The 19,769-nt window shown below is 65.5% G+C and carries 24 protein-coding genes and 2 tRNA genes; 19 read left to right on the forward strand and 7 right to left on the reverse strand.

The window, feature by feature from the left end:
* The first annotated feature begins 49 nt into the window (after nt 1-49).
* The 6 genes from I5E68_RS17985 (at nt 50) to rutA (ending at nt 5,181) form a co-directional block, all read left to right on the forward strand.
* Entirely contained in the window at nt 50-988 is a 939-nt protein-coding gene (locus I5E68_RS17985) for an acetaldehyde dehydrogenase (acetylating) (protein ID WP_197166775.1), read from the forward strand.
* Complete coding sequence (gene dmpG, locus I5E68_RS17990; RefSeq protein ID WP_197166777.1) at nt 988-2,016, forward strand: 4-hydroxy-2-oxovalerate aldolase; 1,029 nt, start codon at nt 988-990, stop codon at nt 2,014-2,016. The genes I5E68_RS17985 and dmpG overlap by 1 nt, the downstream gene beginning before the upstream one ends.
* A 185-nt stretch (nt 2,017-2,201) precedes the next feature.
* Nucleotides 2,202-2,918 (forward strand): pyrimidine utilization protein B, encoded by a 717-nt coding sequence (rutB, locus tag I5E68_RS17995; protein ID WP_323982211.1) that lies wholly within the window; start codon nt 2,202-2,204, stop codon nt 2,916-2,918.
* Nucleotides 2,918-3,301 carry a pyrimidine utilization protein C gene (gene rutC, locus I5E68_RS18000; protein WP_197166779.1) on the forward strand — a complete coding sequence of 128 codons (384 nt, stop codon included), beginning with the start codon at nt 2,918-2,920 and terminating at the stop codon, nt 3,299-3,301. The genes rutB and rutC overlap by 1 nt, the downstream gene beginning before the upstream one ends.
* Nucleotides 3,294-4,103, forward strand: a complete 810-nt coding sequence (gene rutD / locus I5E68_RS18005) for a pyrimidine utilization protein D (RefSeq protein ID WP_197166781.1) — start codon at nt 3,294-3,296, stop codon at nt 4,101-4,103. Before rutC ends, rutD begins: the two co-directional genes overlap by 8 nt.
* 4 nt (nt 4,104-4,107) lie before the next feature.
* Nucleotides 4,108-5,181 carry a pyrimidine utilization protein A gene (gene rutA, locus I5E68_RS18010; protein WP_197166783.1) on the forward strand — a complete coding sequence of 358 codons (1,074 nt, stop codon included), beginning with the start codon at nt 4,108-4,110 and terminating at the stop codon, nt 5,179-5,181.
* A gap of 130 nt (nt 5,182-5,311) precedes the next feature.
* Here rutA and I5E68_RS18015 read toward each other — a convergent pair whose 3' ends face one another.
* Nucleotides 5,312-5,539, reverse strand: a complete 228-nt coding sequence (locus tag I5E68_RS18015) for a DUF2171 domain-containing protein (protein ID WP_197166784.1) — start codon at nt 5,537-5,539, stop codon at nt 5,312-5,314.
* 257 nt (nt 5,540-5,796) lie between these two features.
* On the opposite strand from I5E68_RS18015, the gene I5E68_RS18020 reads away from it, so the two are divergent.
* Nucleotides 5,797-6,186 carry a PepSY domain-containing protein gene (locus I5E68_RS18020; protein ID WP_197166785.1) on the forward strand — a complete coding sequence of 130 codons (390 nt, stop codon included), beginning with the start codon at nt 5,797-5,799 and terminating at the stop codon, nt 6,184-6,186.
* 85 nt (nt 6,187-6,271) lie between these two features.
* On the opposite strand, the gene I5E68_RS18025 is transcribed toward I5E68_RS18020, so the two are convergent.
* On the reverse strand, nt 6,272-6,535 hold the full coding sequence (locus I5E68_RS18025) for a DUF2171 domain-containing protein (protein ID WP_197166786.1): 264 nt from the start codon (nt 6,533-6,535) through the stop codon (nt 6,272-6,274).
* 440 nt (nt 6,536-6,975) lie between these two features.
* Between I5E68_RS18025 and I5E68_RS18030 the strand changes: the two genes are divergently transcribed.
* On the forward strand, nt 6,976-8,025 hold the full coding sequence (locus I5E68_RS18030; RefSeq protein WP_197166787.1) for a ribonucleotide-diphosphate reductase subunit beta: 1,050 nt from the start codon (nt 6,976-6,978) through the stop codon (nt 8,023-8,025).
* A 142-nt stretch (nt 8,026-8,167) separates the two neighbouring features.
* A complete protein-coding gene (locus I5E68_RS18035; RefSeq protein ID WP_197166788.1) occupies nt 8,168-8,551 on the forward strand; it encodes a hypothetical protein in 384 nt (127 codons plus the stop codon).
* 18 nt (nt 8,552-8,569) lie between these two features.
* Here the strand turns inward: I5E68_RS18035 and I5E68_RS18040 are convergent, their stop codons facing one another.
* Together I5E68_RS18040 and I5E68_RS18045 are read right to left on the reverse strand one after the other, a co-directional pair.
* Entirely contained in the window at nt 8,570-8,845 is a 276-nt protein-coding gene (locus tag I5E68_RS18040; protein WP_228727320.1) for a hypothetical protein, read from the reverse strand.
* 277 nt (nt 8,846-9,122) lie between these two features.
* A complete protein-coding gene (locus I5E68_RS18045; protein ID WP_197166789.1) occupies nt 9,123-10,448 on the reverse strand; it encodes a NupC/NupG family nucleoside CNT transporter in 1,326 nt (441 codons plus the stop codon).
* 103 nt (nt 10,449-10,551) lie between these two features.
* Between I5E68_RS18045 and I5E68_RS18050 the strand changes: the two genes are divergently transcribed.
* From I5E68_RS18050 to I5E68_RS18085, 8 genes are all read left to right on the forward strand, one after another.
* A complete protein-coding gene (locus I5E68_RS18050; protein WP_370463788.1) occupies nt 10,552-11,265 on the forward strand; it encodes a queuosine precursor transporter in 714 nt (237 codons plus the stop codon).
* A 149-nt stretch (nt 11,266-11,414) separates the two neighbouring features.
* The gene (gene argB, locus I5E68_RS18055; RefSeq protein ID WP_197166791.1) at nt 11,415-12,326 is read left to right on the forward strand and encodes an acetylglutamate kinase; all 912 of its coding nucleotides are present in this window, start codon (nt 11,415-11,417) and stop codon (nt 12,324-12,326) included.
* 37 nt (nt 12,327-12,363) lie between these two features.
* Nucleotides 12,364-12,918: a hypothetical protein gene (locus I5E68_RS18060; protein ID WP_197166792.1), complete on the forward strand. Its 555-nt coding sequence runs from the start codon at nt 12,364-12,366 to the stop codon at nt 12,916-12,918.
* Nucleotides 12,919-13,122: 204 nt separating this feature from the next.
* Nucleotides 13,123-13,416, forward strand: a complete 294-nt coding sequence (locus I5E68_RS18065) for a YggT family protein (protein ID WP_197166793.1) — start codon at nt 13,123-13,125, stop codon at nt 13,414-13,416.
* Nucleotides 13,416-14,309, forward strand: coding sequence for a bifunctional methylenetetrahydrofolate dehydrogenase/methenyltetrahydrofolate cyclohydrolase FolD (folD, locus tag I5E68_RS18070; protein WP_197166794.1), 894 nt, complete (start codon nt 13,416-13,418; stop codon nt 14,307-14,309). Before I5E68_RS18065 ends, folD begins: the two co-directional genes overlap by 1 nt.
* A complete protein-coding gene (locus tag I5E68_RS18075) occupies nt 14,306-15,019 on the forward strand; it encodes a hypothetical protein (protein ID WP_228727321.1) in 714 nt (237 codons plus the stop codon). The genes folD and I5E68_RS18075 overlap by 4 nt, the downstream gene beginning before the upstream one ends.
* Nucleotides 15,020-15,024: 5 nt before the next feature.
* Nucleotides 15,025-15,660 (forward strand): MarC family protein, encoded by a 636-nt coding sequence (locus tag I5E68_RS18080; RefSeq protein WP_197166798.1) that lies wholly within the window; start codon nt 15,025-15,027, stop codon nt 15,658-15,660.
* Nucleotides 15,661-15,753: 93 nt separating this feature from the next.
* The gene (locus I5E68_RS18085; protein ID WP_197166799.1) at nt 15,754-16,164 is read left to right on the forward strand and encodes a hypothetical protein; all 411 of its coding nucleotides are present in this window, start codon (nt 15,754-15,756) and stop codon (nt 16,162-16,164) included.
* Between the two features lie 42 nt (nt 16,165-16,206).
* Here the strand turns inward: I5E68_RS18085 and I5E68_RS18090 are convergent, their stop codons facing one another.
* A complete protein-coding gene (locus I5E68_RS18090; RefSeq protein WP_197166804.1) occupies nt 16,207-16,818 on the reverse strand; it encodes an LON peptidase substrate-binding domain-containing protein in 612 nt (203 codons plus the stop codon).
* 25 nt (nt 16,819-16,843) lie between these two features.
* Nucleotides 16,844-17,746, reverse strand: a complete 903-nt coding sequence (locus I5E68_RS18095) for a tetratricopeptide repeat protein (protein ID WP_197166902.1) — start codon at nt 17,744-17,746, stop codon at nt 16,844-16,846.
* A 237-nt stretch (nt 17,747-17,983) separates the two neighbouring features.
* On the opposite strand from I5E68_RS18095, the gene I5E68_RS18100 reads away from it, so the two are divergent.
* Together I5E68_RS18100 and I5E68_RS18105 are read left to right on the forward strand one after the other, a co-directional pair.
* Nucleotides 17,984-18,058, forward strand: a tRNA-Gly gene (locus I5E68_RS18100).
* A gap of 112 nt (nt 18,059-18,170) precedes the next feature.
* Nucleotides 18,171-18,245, forward strand: a tRNA-Gly gene (locus I5E68_RS18105).
* Nucleotides 18,246-18,365: 120 nt separating this feature from the next.
* Here I5E68_RS18105 and I5E68_RS18110 read toward each other — a convergent pair.
* Entirely contained in the window at nt 18,366-19,712 is a 1,347-nt protein-coding gene (locus I5E68_RS18110) for a TldD/PmbA family protein (protein ID WP_197166805.1), read from the reverse strand.
* Nucleotides 19,713-19,769 lie beyond the last annotated feature (57 nt).

Genomic DNA, 19,769 nt, shown 5'->3' on the forward strand with positions numbered 1-19,769 from the left:
TCACGATGGGGCGTCATAGGCAGGCTCAACGTTTTATCGGAGTGAGATGATGGCCAGGATCAAGGTGGCGATCATCGGTTCGGGCAACATCGGCACCGACCTGATGATCAAGATCATGCGCAATTCGCAGGTTCTCGAAATGGGGGCTTTCGTTGGTATCGACCCCGAGTCCGATGGCCTCAAGCGCGCGGAACGCATGGGGGTCGCGACCACGGCCGAGGGTATCGAGGGTCTGACCCGGCTGGCAGTCTGGCCCGAGATCGGCATCGTCTTCGACGCCACGAGCGCCGGTGCCCATGCGCGCCATTCGCAGGTCACGCGCGAGGCGGGCAAGGTCATGGTCGATCTTACCCCGGCAGCGACCGGGCCTTACGTCATCCCAGTCGTCAACGGCGATGCGCACCTCGATGCTCCCGACGTCAACATGGTCACCTGCGGCGGGCAGGCGACGATCCCGATCGTTGCCGCGGTCTCGTCGGTCTCGGAAGTGCATTATGCCGAGATCGTCGCCTCGATCGCGTCGAAGTCGGCGGGCCCCGGTACGCGCGCCAATATCGACGAGTTCACCGAAACCACCTCGCGCGGGATCGAGCAGGTCGGCGGCGCAGCCAGGGGCAAGGCGATCATCGTCCTCAACCCTGCCGAACCGCCGATGATGATGCGCGACACGGTGATGACCTTGTCGAGCGGCGCCAGCGAGGAGCAGATCGAGCAGGCGGTCATGGCGATGGTCGAGAAGGTCCATGCCTACGTGCCGGGCTATCGTCTCAAGCAAAAGGTCCAGTTCGAGCGCTTCGGATCGAACAACCCGGTGCGCATTCCGGGCCTCGGCGCATTCGAAGGCGTCAAGACCACGGTCTTCCTCGAGGTCGAGGGTGCGGCGCATTACCTGCCTGCCTATGCGGGCAATCTCGATATCATGACTTCGGCGGGGCTCGCCACCGCCGAGAAGATCGCGCGCCAGCGTCTGGCGCAGGAGGTGGCATGATGGCTTTCGATCCCACGCAGCAAAAGCTCTATATCCAGGACGTCACCTTGCGTGACGGCATGCACGCCATCCGTCACCAGTATGGCATCGAGCACGTGCGCAAGATCGCCCGCGCGCTCGACGAGGCGAAGGTCGATGCGATCGAGATCGCGCATGGTGACGGGCTCAACGGCTCCAGCTTCAACTATGGCTTCGGCGCGCATACCGACTGGGACTGGATCGAGGCGGTGGCCGATGTGATCGAACACGCACGGCTTACCACCTTGCTGTTGCCCGGCATCGGCACGATCGAGGACTTGAAGCGCGCCCATGGCCTCGGCGTGCGCTCGGTACGCATTGCCACGCATTGCACCGAGGCCGACATCTCGAAGCAGCACATCGCGGCCGCGCGCGATCTGGGCATGGACACGGTCGGCTTCCTGATGATGAGCCACATGGTCGAGCCCGAAGTGCTGGCCGGGCAGGCCAAGCTGATGGAGAGCTACGGCGCGACCTGCGTCTATGTCACCGACAGCGGCGGCGCGCTCGACATGGATGGCTACAAGGCGCGTCTGGAAGCCTATGACCGCGTGCTCAAGCCGGAGACCGAGCGCGGCATCCATGCGCACCACAATCTCTCACTGGGCGTCGCCAACTCGATCGTCGGGGTGCAGGGCGGCGCGGTGCGCATCGACGCCAGCCTTGCCGGGATGGGCGCGGGCGCGGGCAATGCCCCGCTCGAGGTGTTCATCGCCGCCGCTGACCGCAAGGGCTGGAATCACGGCACCGACCTGTACAAGCTGATGGACGCTGCCGAGGATCTCGTGCGCCCGCTGCAGGACCGGCCGGTGCGGGTCGATCGCGAGACGCTCAGCCTTGGCTATGCCGGGGTCTATTCCAGTTTCCTGCGCCATGCCGAGAAGGCGAGTGCGGACTATGGCGTCGACACCCGCGAAATCCTCGTCGAGCTGGGCAAGCGGCGCATGGTCGGCGGGCAGGAGGACATGATCGTCGACGTTGCGCTCGACATGCTGGGCAAGAACGGGTGATCGCGGGCTGGGCTGCGCGCGCTGCCCAGCCCGTACTTCGCTTGATCCTTGAGCGAAGTGGCTCGTCGCACGGGCGGCCCGGACCGGCCAGCCTTGCGCGGGCGTGCTGCTAAGTCGCTTGCATCGCGCGGTTCTTTGAGGAAACATGGCTTCCTGAGCAAGGAGGTCATGCCATCGCCAACCTCGTGGAGCCGCCGTTCGCCGGTCCTCGCGCCGTCACGCTGCCTGCCCGGCCCGAGCCGATCCGGGTCGACCCGGCGACGACAGCCGTCGTCACCATCGACATGCAGAACGCCTATGCCAGCGAGGGCGGCTACGTCGATCTTGCCGGTTTCGACATTTCCGGCGCTGCCGGGGTGATCGACCGGATCGCCAAGGTGCTCGACACCGCGCGCGGGGCGGGCATGCCGGTGATCTTCCTCCAGAACGGCTGGGACGAGGACTACCTCGAGGCCGGGACCGAGGCTTCCCCCAACTGGCACAAGTCGAACGCGCTCAAGACCATGCGCGCGCGGCCCGAACTGGCGGGCAAGCTGCTCGCGCGCGGGGGCTGGGATTACGAGCTGGTCGATGCGCTCGCCCCGCAGCCGGGCGACATCCGCGTGCACAAGACGCGCTACAGCGCCTTCTTCAACTCGCAGCTCGACAGCGTGCTGCGCTCGCGCGGGATCCGCACGATCGTCTTCGTCGGCATCGCCAGCAACGTCTGCGTCGAATCGACGCTGCGCGATGCCTTCCACCTCGAATATTTCTCGGTGATGCTCGAGGATGCGACCCATCACCTCGGGCCGGACTTCGTCCATCAGGCCACGATCTACAACGTCGAGAAATTCTTCGGCTGGGTCTCGAGCGTCGCGGAATTCTGCGGCAGCCTCGGCCAGCTTCCCCAGGGAGACACCTGATGCCTTTCGAAGCGATCAATCCGCCGCAGTTCCCGACCCCGATCGCGCCTTATTCGGCAGGGGCGAAGGCGGGCAACACCGTCTACGTCTCGGGCGTGCTTGCGCTGGGCGAGGGCGGGGCAGTGCTCCACGTCGGCGATGCCGCAGCGCAGACGCGCCACGTGCTCGAGGTGATCAAGACCACGCTCGAGGCCGGCGGTGCCAGCCTCGAGGACGTCGCGATGAACCATATCTTCCTCAAGGACATGGCCGACTATCCGGCCTTCAACGCGGTCTATGCCGAGTATTTTCCGGGCGCCAAGCCCGCGCGCTACTGCATCCGCGCCGACCTCGTGAAGCCCGACCTGCTCGTCGAAATCGCCTCCGTGGCACACATTGCCTGAGGCCGCGGGTCTCTACTACGAGGAGCATGGGGCGAGCGATGCTCCCGTGCTGTTGGTATCGAGCGGGCTGGGCGGTTCGGCGGGCTACTGGGCGCCGAACCTCGCCGCCTTTGCTGCGCATTTCCGCGTCATCGCCTACGACCATCGCGGCACTGGGCGCAGCGAACGGGCACTGCCCGGCGACCTGAGTCTCGCCGATCTGGGCGCGGACATGCTCGCGCTGATGGATGCTCTGGGGATCGCGAAGGCCAGCTTCATGGGTCATGCCATCGGCGGCATGGCCGCGCTCGAACTTGCGCGGCGTGCGCCCGACAGGGTCGAGCGGCTGGTCGTCATCAATGGCTGGACCCGTCTCGATCCGCAGACCGCGCGCTGTTTCAAGGTGCGCCTGACACTGCTGCGCGAGGCGGGGGTGGAGCCTTTCCTCGAGGCGCAGCCCTTGTTCCTGTTCCCGCCCGACTGGCTGAGCGAGAACGATGGCAGGCTTCGCGCCGAGAGTGCCACGCACCTCGCGCACTGGCCGGGCGATGCGGTGATGGAAGCGCGCATCGGTGCGGCGCGCTGCTTCGATGCGAGCGACTGGATCGGCGAGATCGCCTGTCCGGTGCTCGCGGTGAGCGCTGCCGACGACCTGCTCGTGCCTTGGCGCAATTCGCTCGCTCTGGCCCAAGCCGTGCGCGAGGGCGCCCACCTGGCCTACACCTGGGGTGCCCATGCGGTGAACGCCAGCGCGCCAGACCCCTTCAACCGCGACGTCCCTGCCTGGTTGACCGGCAAGGCGCTGCCCAACCGAGAGCCCTGATCCCATGCAAGTCGGCGTCTTCGTACCCATCAACAACAATGGCTGGCTGATCAGCGAGAACGCCCCGCAGTACAAGCCGAGCTTCGATCTCAACAAGGAGATCGCGCTCAAGGCCGAGGAACACGGGCTCGACTTCCTGCTCTCGATGATCAAGCTGCGCGGCTTCGGCGGCAAGACCGAGTTCTGGGAATATGGCCTCGAGAGCTTCACCCTGATGGCGGGGCTCGCTGCGGTCACCAGCCGGATCAAGCTCTTCGCGACCTGTCCGACGCTGATCGTGCCGCCCGCCTTCGCCGCGCGCATGTGCAATACCATCGACAGCATCAGCCACGGGCGTTTCGGGCTCAACCTGATTACCGGCTGGCAGCCGCCCGAGTACACGCAGATGGGGCTGTGGCCGGGCGACGAGCACTTCCGCAACCGCTATCAGGTGCTCGGCGAATATGCGCAGGTCCTGCGCGAACTGTGGGATACCGGCACGAGCGACTTCAAGGGCGACTACTACCAGATGGACGACTGCCGCGTCTGGCCCCGGCCCGAGGCGGACATGAAGATCATCTGCGCGGGCTCGTCCGATGCAGGGCTCGCCTTCTCGGCGCAGTGGGCGGACTATGCCTTCTGCCTCGGCAAGGGGGTCAACACGCCCACGGCCTTTGCCTTCAACAACGAGAGGCTGGCGGGCGCGCTCGAGAAGACGGGGCGCGCGGTCTCGGTCTTCGTGCTGGTCATGGTCGTTGCCGCCGAAACCGACGAGGAAGCGATGGCCAAGTGGCAGTCCTACAACGACGGGGTCGACGTGGAGGCGATCTCCTGGCTGATGGACCAGGGTGCCAAGGACACGCACAACGCCGATACCAACGTACGCCAACTCGCCGCGCCCGAGGGAGCGGTCAACATCAACATGGGCACGCTGGTCGGCTCCTACGAGAGCGTCGCGCGCATGCTCGACGAGATGGCCGAGGTTCCCAATACCGGCGGCGTGCTGCTGACTTTCGACGACTTCGTCGAAGGGGTGGAGGCCTTCGGTACCCGCATCCAGCCCCTGATGAAAAGCCGGCAGAGCGTGTCAGCAGGCTGAGCGCTGCATTTGCGCGCGGCAACGAAAAAGCCCCCGCGTGCGGCAATGGCGCGCGAGAGGGCTTCTCGTTTGGTCCTCGCTTCCGCGCCTGGAGGGTGGCGCGGGTCAAAGATGCCGTATCGGATCGTGGTCAGTTCGCGCCTGCACCCATGGGGATGCGCGCGCCCTGCTTGAGATAGACGCGGTTGTCGTCGATCTTGTCGACCGCATCCATCGCGAGATAGTGGTGCGCGCCGTCCGAACTGTCGGTGCGGGTGAGCTTGATCTGGTCGTCCTTCACATCATCGACGGTGCCGATATGCTGGCCGTTGGCGTCGGTGACTTCCATGTGTTCGCGGATACGAAGCTTCTCAAACATAAGCTTTTCTCCTCTCTTTTGTTAAGCGTTGCTTGCTTGATGCCTATATAACGGGGCAGCCGCGCGAGCCGTTCCTGCACTGGTCTCGGCTCGGGCACGGCTCGTGGTACGGGCTGTTCACTAGCCCACACGAGCGTGTGGATGATGCGTCGGTTGTGTCGCCTTTTGCACGAATTGCGACAAATTGCGGCTTGAGCCCGGCGCGTGAACCGGCTTTCAGGAGAGCCTCTCTCAACTCTCGAGGATCATGTTCGAACATGCGTAAGTGGCACCGTTGGATTTCGGTATTCTTCGGCATTTTCATGCTCTGGATCGCAGTGACCGGCGTTCTCAGCCAGGTCGCCGTGCTCTGGCCGGCGGGCGCGCCCGACCCTGCGCTCGAGGCAGCCGCGACCCCGCCGGAAGGCTTCGTGTGCCCCGAGGGCTGGCGCTGCTCGCCACCGCGTGCGACGAGCGGCATCCGCTCGATGGTCGGCCTGTTCCACCACCTCCACTCGGGCGAGACCTTCGGCGCGCTCGGCACCACGATCTCGGTGCTCTCGGGTTTCGCGCTGATCTTCTTCTCGATCTCGGGGATCTGGCTCTACGTGCAGATGTGGAACAACCGCAAGAAGCGCAAGCTGACGCCGCGCTGGTTCTGGAAGTGACCCGGATCGGCTGAGCCAAAGAGAAAGGCCCGCGGTTTGCGCCGCGGGCCTTTCTCTTTAGTCATGTGTAAGATGTCGGGGCAGGTCAGCCTGCCGCGGGCATCCCGAAGGTCGCGTCACCCCGACCGCTGAGCAGGACCCCGGTCTCGCCCACGCCGTCGACTTGCGATATCGCGACGAAGTCGTGCCCGTCGCCGTCGTCGAACATGATCTCCTCGTTCTCGACGCAGGCCACGTGACCGATGCATTTGCCCTCGGCATCGATCACCGGCATGCCCTTGCGAATAGTCCCCACGACGGTCATCCAGTCGCGGGTGTTGGGATCGGTGGCTGCACTGGTCTGGTTCATGGCGAATCTCCCGAAGCCGGGTCCTTTTCGATCTGCCCCTTGGCCGCAAGCGAGGCATCTTCGTCCGCTTGCTTGCGAAGGCGGGAAAACGGGTTGCGCTCCCTGCAAAAGCACAACGCGGCGGGCCCAAAGGGGGTTCCCGAGAGCGCAGATAAGGGCTTGCGTGCCCGATATCGGGCGAGTCGCATGGTGCGATGCTGGCATACAAGGTCTAGCGTCCCTATATTCGGACAGGCGCTATATGTGCCTTCAAAGCTGTGTAAACTTTACCCTGCCCCCCTGCCCAAGCAGGGGCTGTTCTGGCTATCGTGCAGCTTCGTGGCGGGGGATTCCCTTGCCTCGCGAAATTGAGTTTCCACCCGGGGCCGCCGGGGTGCCCTTATCCGGGGCACCGGGGTCGCCGGGCCAGACCGCAAACTGTTCATCGGAGTGAGTCGCCAATGCCCCTTCTCGACGCGCGCAAGACCTACAAGCCCTTCGAGTACCCCTGGGCCTACGACTACTGGAAGCGCCAGCAGCAGCTGCACTGGCTGCCCGAGGAAGTGCCGCTGGGCGAGGACTGCCGCGACTGGGCGCAGAAACTCTCGGACCACGAGCGCAACCTGCTCACGCAGATCTTCCGCTTCTTCACGCAGGCCGACGTCGAGGTGCAGGACTGCTACCACGAGAAGTACGGCCGCGTGTTCAAGCCGACCGAGATCAAGATGATGCTCACCGCCTTCTCCAACATGGAGACGGTGCACATCGCGGCCTATTCGCATCTGCTCGACACCATCGGCATGCCCGAGAGCGAATACGGCATGTTCCTTGAGTATTCCGAACTCAAGGACAAGCACGACTACCTGCAGAAGTTCGGCGTCGACAACGACGAGGACATCGCGCGCACGCTCGCCATGTTTGGTGGCTTCACCGAGGGCGTCCAGCTCTTCGCCAGCTTCGCGATGCTGATGAACTTCCCGCGCTTCAACAAGATGAAGGGCATGGGCCAGATCGTCTCGTGGTCGGTGCGCGACGAATCGCTGCACTGCGAGGGCATCACCCAGCTGTTCCACGCCTTCACCAAGGAGCGCGGCTGCCTGACCAAGGCGGTCAAGGACGACATCGCCGATGTCTGCCAGACCACCGTGCGCCTTGAAGACAACTTCATCGACCTCGCCTTCGAGCAGGGGCCGGTCCCGGGCATGACCGCCAAGGACATCAAGAAGTACATCCGCTACATCGCCGACTGGCGCCTCGACCAGCTGGGCCTCAAGCCGATCTACATGATCGAGGATCACCCGCTGCCCTGGCTCCAGCCGCTGCTCAACGGCGTCGAGCACGCCAACTTTTTCGAGACCCGCGCGACCGAGTACTCGAAGGGTGCGACGCGCGGCGACTGGAACACGGTGTGGGCCAACTTCGACCAGCGCAAGAAGGTCAAGGCCAACGACGAGGCAGTCGACGACGGCAGCGAACCCGACATGTTCGGGGGCACGCAAGCCGCCGAATAAGCGGGGTACGGGCGCGGCGGAGAGACCCCGGTCGCTCCGTTTGACAACCGAACCGGACCAGGACGATGCCGCTCCCGGGCAACTGAGGAGCGGCATCGTGCGTTATGGTGGCAGAACCTTTCAGCATTACGGGAGACAGCGAGTGTTTCGCCCAGGTGTTTATCGCCAGGCGCTTCTGGCGCTTGGCTCGTGTTTTCTCATCGTGCAGGCCCCGGCCCATGCGCAGAGCGGCGTGATCGCCCAGACCGACGCCGAAGTCGCCAAGGCCATGGCCGACCCCGACGTGAAGATGGTGCGCAACGTCTCGCACCAGGAACTGCGCGAGGGCGTGGCGATCGTCGAAGGCAGCGGCCAAACGATCGGCACGGTCACCAAGGTCGCGGGCAATACCATCGTCGTGTCCGATGGAACCGAGACCTGGCGCGTGCCAATCGAGCAGATTTACGCCTATTCGGACGGCGAGACCGACCACTTCGCCAGCCGCCTCAGCCGCGCACAGCTTTCGGCAGAGCGCAAGGGCGGTTGAGCCTGCCGGCTTGCCGCCTCAGACCAACCAGGAATTCGGGTTGGGCATAGGCGCTTGCTTCTGCGCGGCCAGAAGGCTCATCACCGAGCGGATGATCACCAGCACGGCGACTGCGATAAGCAGGGGAATGCCGATCAGCACGATCGTCAGGATCACGCCAAGGATCGAGCCGGCAAGGCCGATCCAGAACGTGTTGATCAGATACTGGTAGTGGGAGGCCTCCCACTCGGCCTTGGGCTCGCCACGCCAGATGAAGGCGAGCACTACGCCGACGATGCCGGTGAAGCCGACCACGAACGATGCGAGGTAGAGCAGGCTGATAATCGTGGGCTGGTTGAGATCAAAACCCGACGAGGTTCCCGATGTTGCGGTCGTAGTCGCTCATGAATTCCCTCCTGTCCGGCGGCAAGACTTGTGAGCGATGCTGACCCCTTATTCGATTTTTCGCAACTGACTACGTAGATGTGCATGGCCTCTTCGTCGAACAACCATGCTGCCAACGCCAGGCGAGAGAGCCGATGTAGCCCGGCATAGTGCGGGAAGCACCGGCTCTCTCGCCTGATCGACGGACTCAGGCAAGGCCGAGGAATAGCCCTGCGAGCGCGGCGCTCATCAGGTTGGAGAGACTGCCCGCGCAAAGCGCGCGCACGCCCAGCTTGGCGATGACAGGGCGCTGGTTCGGCGCGAGGCTGCCGGTCACTGCCATCTGGATCGCGATCGAGGAAAAATTGGCGAAACCGCACAGCGCGAAGGTGACGACCGCCACCGTGCGCGCGCTCAAGCCTGCATCGCCGCCCAGCTCAATGAAGGCGACGAACTCGTTGAGCACGATCTTGGTGCCGAACAGGCTGCCCGCCTGCAGCGCCTCGCCCCAGTCAGGCGTGGCGAGCAGGTAGAAGATCGGTGCGAAGATGTAGCCGATCAGCGCCTGGAAGGTGACGCCCTCGAAACCGAACAGGCCCGCGAGCCAGCCCACGATGCCATTGGCCAGCGCGATAAGTGCAACGAAGGCGAGCACCATCGCACCGACCGCGACCGCCAGCTTGACGCCGGTCTGCGCGCCCTGCGAGGCGGCCATGATGATGTTGGCGGGCTGCTCTTCCTCGTGCTCGACCGCCTCGACCTCGTCGACGTGGACGCCGGGCTGGTGCGTGAGATCATCGCGGTTGAGCGCAGCGGCTGCCAGACCCGCAGGCGGGGTATGTCCTTCGTGCACGTTGCTCTCGTCGGCATGCGGACCGCGCGGGTCGGGCATGATCATCTTGGCCATGAAGATGCCGCCCGGCGCCGACATGAACGCGGCTGCGACGAGGTAGTCGATGCGGATGCCCATCGAGGCATAGGCGGCCAGGATCGTACCCGCGACGCCTGCGAGGCCCACGCTCATCACGCAGAACAGCTGCGAGGGATTGAGCGCGGCGAGATAGGGCCGGATCACCAGCGGGCTCTCGGACTGGCCCACGAAGATGTTCGAGGCCGCGCACAGGCTCTCGACCTTGCTGATGCCGGTCACCTTCTCGAGCGCGCCGCCGATCCAGCGGATCACCAGCGGCATGATCCCCAGGTAATAGAGAACCGAGATCAGCGAGGCGAAGAAGATGATCACCGGCAGCGCCGAGATGGCGAAGCTCTGGCCGCCGATCTCGGGGTTGGCAAGCGGCCCGAACAGGAAGTTGGTGCCTGCCGCCGCGTAGCCGAGCAGGCTTTCGACGCCCATCGCCGCGCCGCGCAGCAGGCGGTTGCCGAAGGGAACGTAGAGCACCAGCGCGGCAAAGCCTGCCTGGAGCGCGAAGGCAGCACCGACCACGCGCAGGCGGATCGCCTTGCGGTTGCTCGAGAGCAGGAATGCCAGTGCCATGATGAGAACGATGCCGAGAAGGCTGTAGGCGACATGCATGAAGCACGCGTCTCCGAATGAATGCTTGAAGAATCGCAGGAACCTAGAGCCCGACGCGCAAGACGGCTAGTGCTATTGTCCAAGCAACGCTAGAGCTTGGCTGATGGACCAGCCTTCGACGATGACCACCGACCCGGCCGTTACGCCCGCCGCCACTCCCGTTGCCGGAATTCCCCGCTCGCTCTTCGCCTTCTCACTGCTCTACGGCGGGCTCGTCGTGCTTGCCGGCGTGCTCGGCACCAAGCTCGCCTCGCTCGGCCACTGGCCGGTTCTGGGCGATCTCGCGGTCGAATCGGGCATTTTCGCCTTCCTGTTCCTCGTCGTGATCTCGAGTGCGGTCGCCGAACTGCACGGGCGCAAGGTGGCGAACCAGCTGGTGCGCTATGGTTTCGTGCCGCTGATCTTCTCGATGGTCGCCTTGACCATCGTCATCCGCGTGGTCCCGCCCGCAGCGTTCTGGAACGACCAGGAAGCCTTCGCCCGCCTGCTCGGGCAGGGCGCGCGCATGCAGTTCGCGGGGCTCGTTTCCTACGGCGTCTCGCAGACGCTCAACGTCTACCTGTTCTCCAGGCTGGCCGGCAGCGAGATCGGCAAGGAGAAGAACGGCGTCCTGCTGCTGCGCGCCTGGCTGGCGAGCATGCTCTCGCAGACCGTCGACACGGTGCTGTTCATCACCATCTCGTTCATCGGTCAGGACATGCCGATCGTGCAGATCATGGAGGGGCAGATCATCTCCAAGCTGGTGCTCTCGACGATCATGGTGCCGCCGCTGATCCTGCTGTTCGTGCGCCTCGGGCGCCGGCTCGACCGGCCCTGACACCGTCGCCGAGCCTGTTCCCCTTACGTATGCGGCAAGCCATTTTGCGTCGCTGGGCGATGGGCGACGGCAAGAATAATTGCGTTCCTTGCACCTGAAAGGGCACAAAAGACCTTCAAATCCGCGCACAGGCGGCTAAAGCGGGCGATATGCCGAATCCGCACGATCCCGCCATGCTTGCGAAAGCCGAAACCCTCGTCGACGCGCTGCCCTACATGCAGCGATATGCCGGCCGCACCTTCGTGGTGAAGTATGGCGGTCACGCGATGGGCGATCCCGAGCTCGCGCATGACTTCGCCGAGGACATCGTCCTGCTCAAGGCCGTGGGCATCAACCCGGTGGTAGTCCACGGCGGCGGTCCGCAGATCGGCGCCATGCTCAAGAAGGTCGGTGTCGAGAGCCAGTTCATCGACGGCCTGCGCGTGACCGACAAGGCCACCGCGCAAGTCGCCGAAATGGTGCTATCGGGCGCGATCAACAAGGAAATCGTGGGCTGGATCGCGCGTGCCGGTGGCCGCGCGATGGGCATTTCGGGCAAGGACGGCCAGATGGTCACCGCGCGCAAGGTCCAGCGCACCAAGAAGGATCCCGACAGTCTGATCGAGCAGGTCATCGACCTTGGCTTCGTCGGTGAACCCGAGACCATCGACACCACCGTGATCGAGAGCATCTCGGCCTCGGGCATGATCCCGGTGATCGCCCCGATCGCCTATGGCCCCGATGGCGAGACCTACAACGTCAACGCCGATACCATGGCCGGCGCCATCGCGGCCGCGCTGGGGGCATCGCGCCTGTTCCTGCTGACCGACGTGCACGGCGTGCTCGACAAGCAGGGCGAACTGCTCACCGACCTGCGTCCCGCCGACATCAAGCGCTTGCAGGAGGATGGCACGATCTCGGGTGGGATGATTCCCAAGCTCGAGACCTGCGTCCACGCGGTCGAGGCTGGCTGCGAGGCGGCGGTCGTGCTTGACGGGCGTGTTTCGCACGCCATGCTGTTGGAAATATTCACCCAGGAAGGTGCGGGCACCTTGATCCGGCAGGACCCGTCCGCCATCTGACAAGTTCCCGGGCAAGAAAGAAGGCAAACAAAACCCGATGCGTACCCAAGCCGTCATTGCCGCAGTGCTGACCAGCGCCGCCCTGTTCCTCGCCGGTTGCGATGGCCAGCAGCCGGTAGCCGAGCCCAGCGGCGAAGTGACCGGCGCTGCCGGGGACGTGCTGGTGCCTGCAGACATGCCCAGCGCCGGTGCGACCGGGGTCGCTTCGGGCGGTATCGCCAGCGGTCTCGACATGGCTGCCCTGACCGAGCGCCGCGATCCCGAGCGCCTGCTGCGCTTCTACACCAGTGCCATCCGCATCGGCGACTGGATCGATGCCGCCAAGGCCTGGAGCCTCGACGCGCAGATGACGCCCGAGACCCTGCGCGACGAGTTCGGCGGTCAGGCCGGGCCCAAGATCGCGGTGGGCAAAGGCGATACCTCGGGTGCTGCCGGCTCGCTCTACTACGAGGCCCCGATCGTCGTGGACTTCGCCGATGGGCGCCCCTCGAAGCGCGGGACCATCGTGCTGCGCCGCGTGAACGACGTGCCCGGTGCCAGCGAGGAACAGCTTAATTGGCGTATCGAGCGCACCTCGACGCTGACCCAGTAAAGCGCGGGCCAGCCTTGCTGGCCCGGCTGTCCTGCCGACGTGGCGGCGCTGCCAAGACCGGCGCGCTCACCCCTTCGTCGAACCCGGTCGGTTCATTGTAGACGCGCCCTTGCCGTGGCCGCGTCCGCTCGGCTATCAGCGCGGGCACAGGGTCGCACCGCAAGCCGGGAGCGAGAGCCAGTCACAGCAGGAAAGGAGCAGCTCTTGCTCTTCTATACGCTCTACCAGATCGTCGATTACCTCGTCAGCATCATCGTCTTCATCGTCATCGTCCAGTTCGTGCTCGGGCTGCTGATCGCCTTCAACGTGGTCAACATGCACAACCAGTTCGTCTCGGCGGTCTACACCGCGCTCAACGCGATCCTTGAGCCGATGCTGCGACCGATCAGGAAGTTCATGCCCAATACCGGCGCGATCGACTTCTCGCCGATGGTACTGATCATCGGCCTCACCATTCTCCAGATCATTCTGGCGAACCTCGCGAGGGCTTACGGCTGATGAGCGCGCAAATCATCGACGGCAAGGCTTTCGCCGCCGCCCTGCGCGAGCGGGTTGCCGGGGTCGCTGCAAGCTTCGAGGCAGCCGCCGGTCGCAAGGCGGGCCTCGCCGTGGTGCTCGTGGGCGAGGACCCGGCCAGCCAGGTCTACGTGCGCAACAAGCACAAGCAGACGATCGCTTGCGGCATGGAGAGCTTCGAGCACAAGCTGCCTGCCGAGACGAGCGAGGCTAACCTGCTCGCGCTCGTCGAGCAGCTCAATGCCGATCCGGCAGTCGACGGCATTCTCGTCCAGCTTCCGCTGCCCTCGCACATGGACGAGCAGAAGGTCATCGCGACGATCAACCCCGACAAGGACGTCGACGGCTTCCATGTCGTCAACGTCGGGCGTCTCGCCACGGGCGCGCGCGGCTTCGTGCCCTGTACGCCGCTGGGCTGCGTGATGCTGCTCAAGGACAAGCTCGGTTCGCTTTCGGGACTCGACGCGGTGGTGATCGGTCGCTCGAACATCGTCGGCAAGCCGATGGCGCAGCTGCTCCTTGCCGAGAGCTGCACCGTGACCGTCGCGCACAGCCGCACCAAGGACCTGCCCGGCGTCGTGCGGCGTGCCGACATCGTTGTTGCCGCCGTGGGCCGTCCGGAAATGGTCAAGGGCGACTGGCTCAAGCCCGGCGCGACCGTGATCGATGTCGGCATCAACCGCGTGCCCGCCGCCGAAGAGGGCAAGACGCGCCTCGTGGGCGACGTGGACTTTGCCTCTGCCAGCGATGTCGCGGGGGCGATCACCCCGGTGCCGGGAGGCGTCGGGCCGATGACCATCGCGGTTCTCCTGCGCAACACCATCGTCGCCGCGCACCGCAATGCCGGCGTGGCCTTCGACGAGACCACGCTTTGAAGCTGGCCGCGCCTGCCGTCCTGCTGATCGCTACCCTGGGGCTCGGCCTTTCGGCAGTGCCTTCGCCTGCGCGCGACAGGGGTATGCCGGGCGGCAGGCCGGGGGCTGGTACGGCCAACCCGAGCGCGCTCATCGCGCAGGAAATCGCCTTCAACCGCATGGCGCGCGAGAAAGGCCAGTGGAAGGCCTTCGCCAAGTTCGCCGACGATGAGGCTATCCTGTTCGTGCCGCGCGCGGTTCTCGCAAAGGACTGGCTGCGCGGGCGCGACGAGCCCGCGACCACGCTCGACTGGGAAGCCTACGAGGTCTGGATGAGCTGCGACGGGACGCTTGGCGTCACCCGGGGCGGCTGGACCCGCTCGGACGGCGCGGTCGGCTACTTCACCACGATCTGGAAGAAGACGAAGAAGGGCGACTATCGCTGGGTGCTCGATCAGGGCGATCAGATGGCGAGCCCGCTCGAGAAGCCCGACTTCGCCTCCGCTGTCGTCGCCGACTGTCCTGCGCCCGGAGGCCCGCGACCCGGCGAGGGCGAGGACATCGTCGTGACCGCACCCGGCCCCAGCGGGCAGGGCGCCTCGCGCGACGGCACGCTGCGCTGGCGCTACGATGTCGCCGACGACATGAGCCGCACGATCACCGTTACCCTCAAGCGCAAGGGCGAGAACAAGGACGTGGTGTTCCACGCCGCTGCGCCCAAGGCAGGCTGACCCAGATGTACGAACTGTTCCTCAGCGCCTTCGCGTCGTTCTTCGTGGTGATCGATCCGCTCGGCTGCGCGCCGATCTATGCCGGGCTTTCCGCCGGAGCGAGCCGCCGACAGGCCGTGGCGATGGCGGCCAAGGCCTGCATCATCTCGACCGTGATCCTGCTGATCTTCACCGCCTTCGGCAAGCAACTGCTCGGCGCGCTGCACATCGAACTCGATTCTTTCCGCATCGCAGGCGGCATCATGCTGTTCATGATCGCGATCGAGATGGTCTTCGAAAAGCGCACCCAGCGCCGCGAGGAGCGTGCCGAGAAGATCATGGCGCAGAACGCCGAGACCCCCGAGATCGAGGACGTTTCGGTCTTCCCGATGGCGATGCCGATGATCGCGGGGCCCGGCTCGATCGCGACGATCATGCTGCTGACCTCGCGCGCGCAGGGACTCGAGGAAGTCGGCGCGGTCGTCGCCGCGATGCTGCTGGTGCTGGCGATGACTTTCGCCGCGCTCGCCGCCGCCGGCCCGCTGATGCGCGTGCTTGGCGAGAACGTCGAGGCCGTGATCACCCGCCTGCTCGGGGTGTTGCTGGCAGCGCTCGCGGCGCAATACGTGATCGACGGGGCAAAGTCCGCGCTGCTTGGTTGACGCGCCGCGTCACAGCGTCTGCGGACAGGTTAATCTGGAGTTCATCGGCGGCTGCTTTCCTTGTCATCGATTGCAGTGACGCGAGGTGATGACGTGGCCGGTACCAGAATCGTCCTCCTGACATTGGGCTTGCTGGCCTCGCTAGCATCGCCCGTGGGCCTTGCTCAGGCAGTTCGGGAGCCTGCGGGTGGCGCCAAGGACGAGGGCGGCCTGGTCGGACCACCGGCTCCGCGCGAGGGCGGTTATCACCCCGAAATCGATGCCCAGCTCAACGAGACGCGCCGCGATGTGCGCGAAGCCCGCGAACGCGGTCAGCTGAGCCGCAAGCAGGCGCGTGATTATCGCAAGCAGGCCGGTCGCGTCTCTGCGGCGGCTAACCGCGCGCGTCGGCAAGCAGGCGGGATGAGTGCATCCGAAGCGCGCGATTTCGACATGCAGGCGCGGATGCTCGATAGCATGGTCAATGCACCCGCCACCATGAACGGCAGTCGCAAGAAGCCCTGATCAGGGTCGGTCCGGTGCGATGGGTGCTCTTGACGCTTCACCCTATTGCAGTGTGGCGCCGTCCTCATCGCCGTCGGAGCTGCGTCCGAAGAATTGCATGAGCTGGACCAGCGTCTCGCAGCGCGCGGCAAGGCCCGGCGCCTCGAGCAGGGCCTGCTTCGAGGCAGGATCGAACGGGGCGATCTGCGATACCCCGTTGATGAGGGCCATGTCGTCGAGCCGGGAGACCTGCTCCCAGTCCACCGAATAGCCCTGCCGGTCGGCGAAACGGCGCGCCTCGCGCTCGAACGAGGCTCGCTCGATAGGGGCCAGCACTTCGTCCTCGCGATCGGCGATCATTTCGGCCTCGACCTGCCGGAACGGCGTGCCGACCTCGAGTTCTTTGAGTACGCGAAAGCGCGATTCGCCTTCGAGGATGATGTTGAAGCGCCCGTCGTCGAGCGCTTCGACCTCGTCGATCCGGCCGAGGCACCCGATCGTGTAGAGCGGCGCGCCCTCGGCCGGGCGCTGCGGCTGGATCATGCCGATGCGCCGGTCGCGCGCGAGCGCATCGCTGATCATCGCCCGGTAGCGCGGCTCGAAGATGTGCAGCGGCAGTTGCAGCCGCGGGTAGAGGACCGCACCGGAGAGGGGGAATATCGTGATGCGGGCCATCGTCGCTGCGCCTTGCCTGCCCGGCTCAGCCGAACAGGATCGTCGAGAGCTTGCGGCGCTTGGCCGAGACCCAGGCGTCCTCTAGCCCGACCGCCTCGAAGATCTCGAGCAGGCGGGTGCGTGCGGCGCCCTCGTTCCATTCGCGGTCGGCTGCGATCATGGCGAGCAGCGTATCGGTGGCGGCGTCGCGCTCACCCGAGGCGAAGGCGGCGTTGGCAAATGCGAACTGCGCGTCCATGTCGGCGGGATTGGCCTGCGCCGCGCTGCGCAGTGCGGCGAGTTCGCCGTCCTCGGGCTTGTCCTTGGCCAGTTCGAGCGCCTTGCGGGCACGCTCGATCATCGGGTCCTGCACCATCTCGGGCGGCAGGCCATCGAGCACCTGGGCGGCTTCATCGGTGCGGTCGAGCGCGACGAGTGCGCGCACCAGCCCTGCAACCGCTTCGATACTGTCGGGCGCTACCTGAAGGATCTGCATGAACACGCCAGCAGCCTGCTCGGCCTCACCGGCAGAGAGCGCTTCCTCGGCCATGGCGAGGTGGGGAGCGATATCCGGCTTGGGCGGTTCGTCACCGGCCTGGACCGGCAGCTTCTCGAGCAGCTGGTCGAGCGTTGCCTTGAGCTGCGACTCGCTGCGCGCCTGAGTCAGGTCTGCGACCGGCTGACCCTGGAACATCGCATAGACGGTCGGGATCGAACGGACCTGGAACTGCGCGGCGATGAACTGCTCTTCATCGACGTTGATCTTGGCGAGGACCACGCCCTTGTCGGCATATTCGGCTGCGACCTTCTCGAGCACCGGCGTCAGCGCCTTGCACGGTCCGCACCATTCGGCCCAGAAATCGAGAATCACGAGCTTGGTCATCGAGGGCTCGACCACGGACTGGCGGAAGCGGTCCACGGCTTTCTGTTCGTCGATGTTGAGACCCATGCTGGCCAAGATGCTGCTCCGTTTCGTTCGATTGCAAGAGCGCCCTAGATCGACCTTCGAGGCGGGTTTGTGAAGGGGGCATCCGTGAATCTGACCGGAATCGCACCTTGTCGCAAATTGGTGACGTTTTTCGCTTGCGGCCTTTTCGAAGCGCTGCTAGTGGCGCGCCTCCACCCCGGACGGGCGGCGGGTTTCTTCGGAAATCCACGGCCCGGATTTTCGGAAAACGGCGCCAGAGCGGGCGTAGCTCAGGGGTAGAGCACAACCTTGCCAAGGTTGGGGTCGAGGGTTCGAATCCCTTCGCCCGCTCCAGCGCCGGTCCGGAACATCGTTTCCGGATCTCGCGGTCCAGACCGGCTTCGAGATCCTCAAGAGGCGCTTGCCGAGCAGCGATTGCGTTGCTAATGGCCCGCCTCGCGCCAGAGCGGGCGTAGCTCAGGGGTAGAGCACAACCTTGCCAAGGTTGGGGTCGAGGGTTCGAATCCCTTCGCCCGCTCCAGTTTTCCCAGATATTGCGACATTTTCGACGAGCCCCCGGCGCATCGCCGTGCGGGTCTGCTTTCGTGTCTGCAGGGCCGCGCCTGGCGCGCAGGCGCCGGCGCGGCCTCGTTGCGAGGTGTCAGTCGCCAGCCACGGTCATGCCATCGACGCGCAGCGTTGGAACGTTGATTGCGCGGTGCCATTCCAGATCGTTGGCCGCGCGCATGTTCGCGTACATCGAGAGCAGGTTGCCAGCCACGGTCAGCTCGGCCACCGGTCCGGCGAACTTGCCGTCGACGATGCGCAGGCCCGATGCACCGCGGCTGTAATCGCCGGTCACGCCATTGACGCCCTGGCCGATCAGCTCGGTGACGTAGATACCGTCGGCGATGTCGGCGATCAGCTCCTCAGGCGAGACCTCACCGGCCGCGAAATGGACATTGCTCACCGAGACCGAAGGCGAACCACCACCGCTGCGCGCGGCGTGGCCGGTCGGCTCCATGCCCAGCTGGCGCGCGGCGGCGGTGTCAAGCAGCCAGCCGGTGACACGCCCGTCCTCGACGAGGTTGCGCGCGCGCGTGGCGAGGCCTTCGCCATCGAACGGGCGCGAACGCAGTCCGCGGGGGCGGTGCGGGTCTTCGCCGATCACGGTGCCGGGCGGCAGGATCTGCTCGCCCAGACGGTCGAGCAGGAAGCTGGAACGCCGTGCGATGGCATTGCCCGACATCGCGCCGAGCAGATGGCCGACGAGCGTGCTGGAAACGCGCGGGTCGAACACCACCGGCATCGGCCCGCTGCGCACGCGACCGGGATTGAGACGGGCAACGGCGCGCTCGCCCGCGAGCAGGCCGATTTCTGCGGCCGAGGGCAGGTCGGCGCGGTGGTGCGCCTGTCTCCAGGCGTTGTCACGCTGCTTCGCGCCACCCTCGCCGGCGACCACCGAGACGCTGATCGAATGGCTGGTCGAGGCATGTCCGCCGGCAAAGCCGTGGCTGGTGGCGAGCGCGAAGACGCCGCCGCCCTGGCTGGCCGAAGCCCCGTCGGAATTGGTCACCCCGGCAACCGCACGCGCCGCGTCCTCGCCTGCTTCGGCGATCTCGCGCAGCTGCTGTGGGCTGGGTGCATCGGTGTCACACGTATCGAGTTCGGGGTAAGGGCCGTGGCTCAGCAGCTCCTCGGGGGCGAGCCCGGCATAGGCGTCCTCGGGGGCCAGACGGGCCATGGAGATCGCGCGCTCGGCCAGTTCGTCGAGGGCCTGGGGGGAGAGGTCGGAAGAGCCGATCGAGGCGCTGCGACGCCCTACGAAGAGGCGCAGCGCGATGTGTTCGCTTTCGGATCGCTCGACGTCTTCCAGTTTGCCGAGGCGCACCTGGATGCCTTCCGAGGCATTGGCGGCATAGATGGCGTCGGCTGCATCGGCTCCGGCTCGGCGGGCTCTCTCGACGAGATCGTTTGCGCGGTCCTTGGCCTGTTCTGGGGTGAGCATCGCTCTTTCCGTTCTCCACTCGCCGGGCCGGATCGCCCGCTTGCGCAGCAGGCCTAG

Source organism: Novosphingobium aureum, from assembly GCF_015865035.1.
Classification (GTDB): domain Bacteria; phylum Pseudomonadota; class Alphaproteobacteria; order Sphingomonadales; family Sphingomonadaceae; genus Novosphingobium; species Novosphingobium aureum.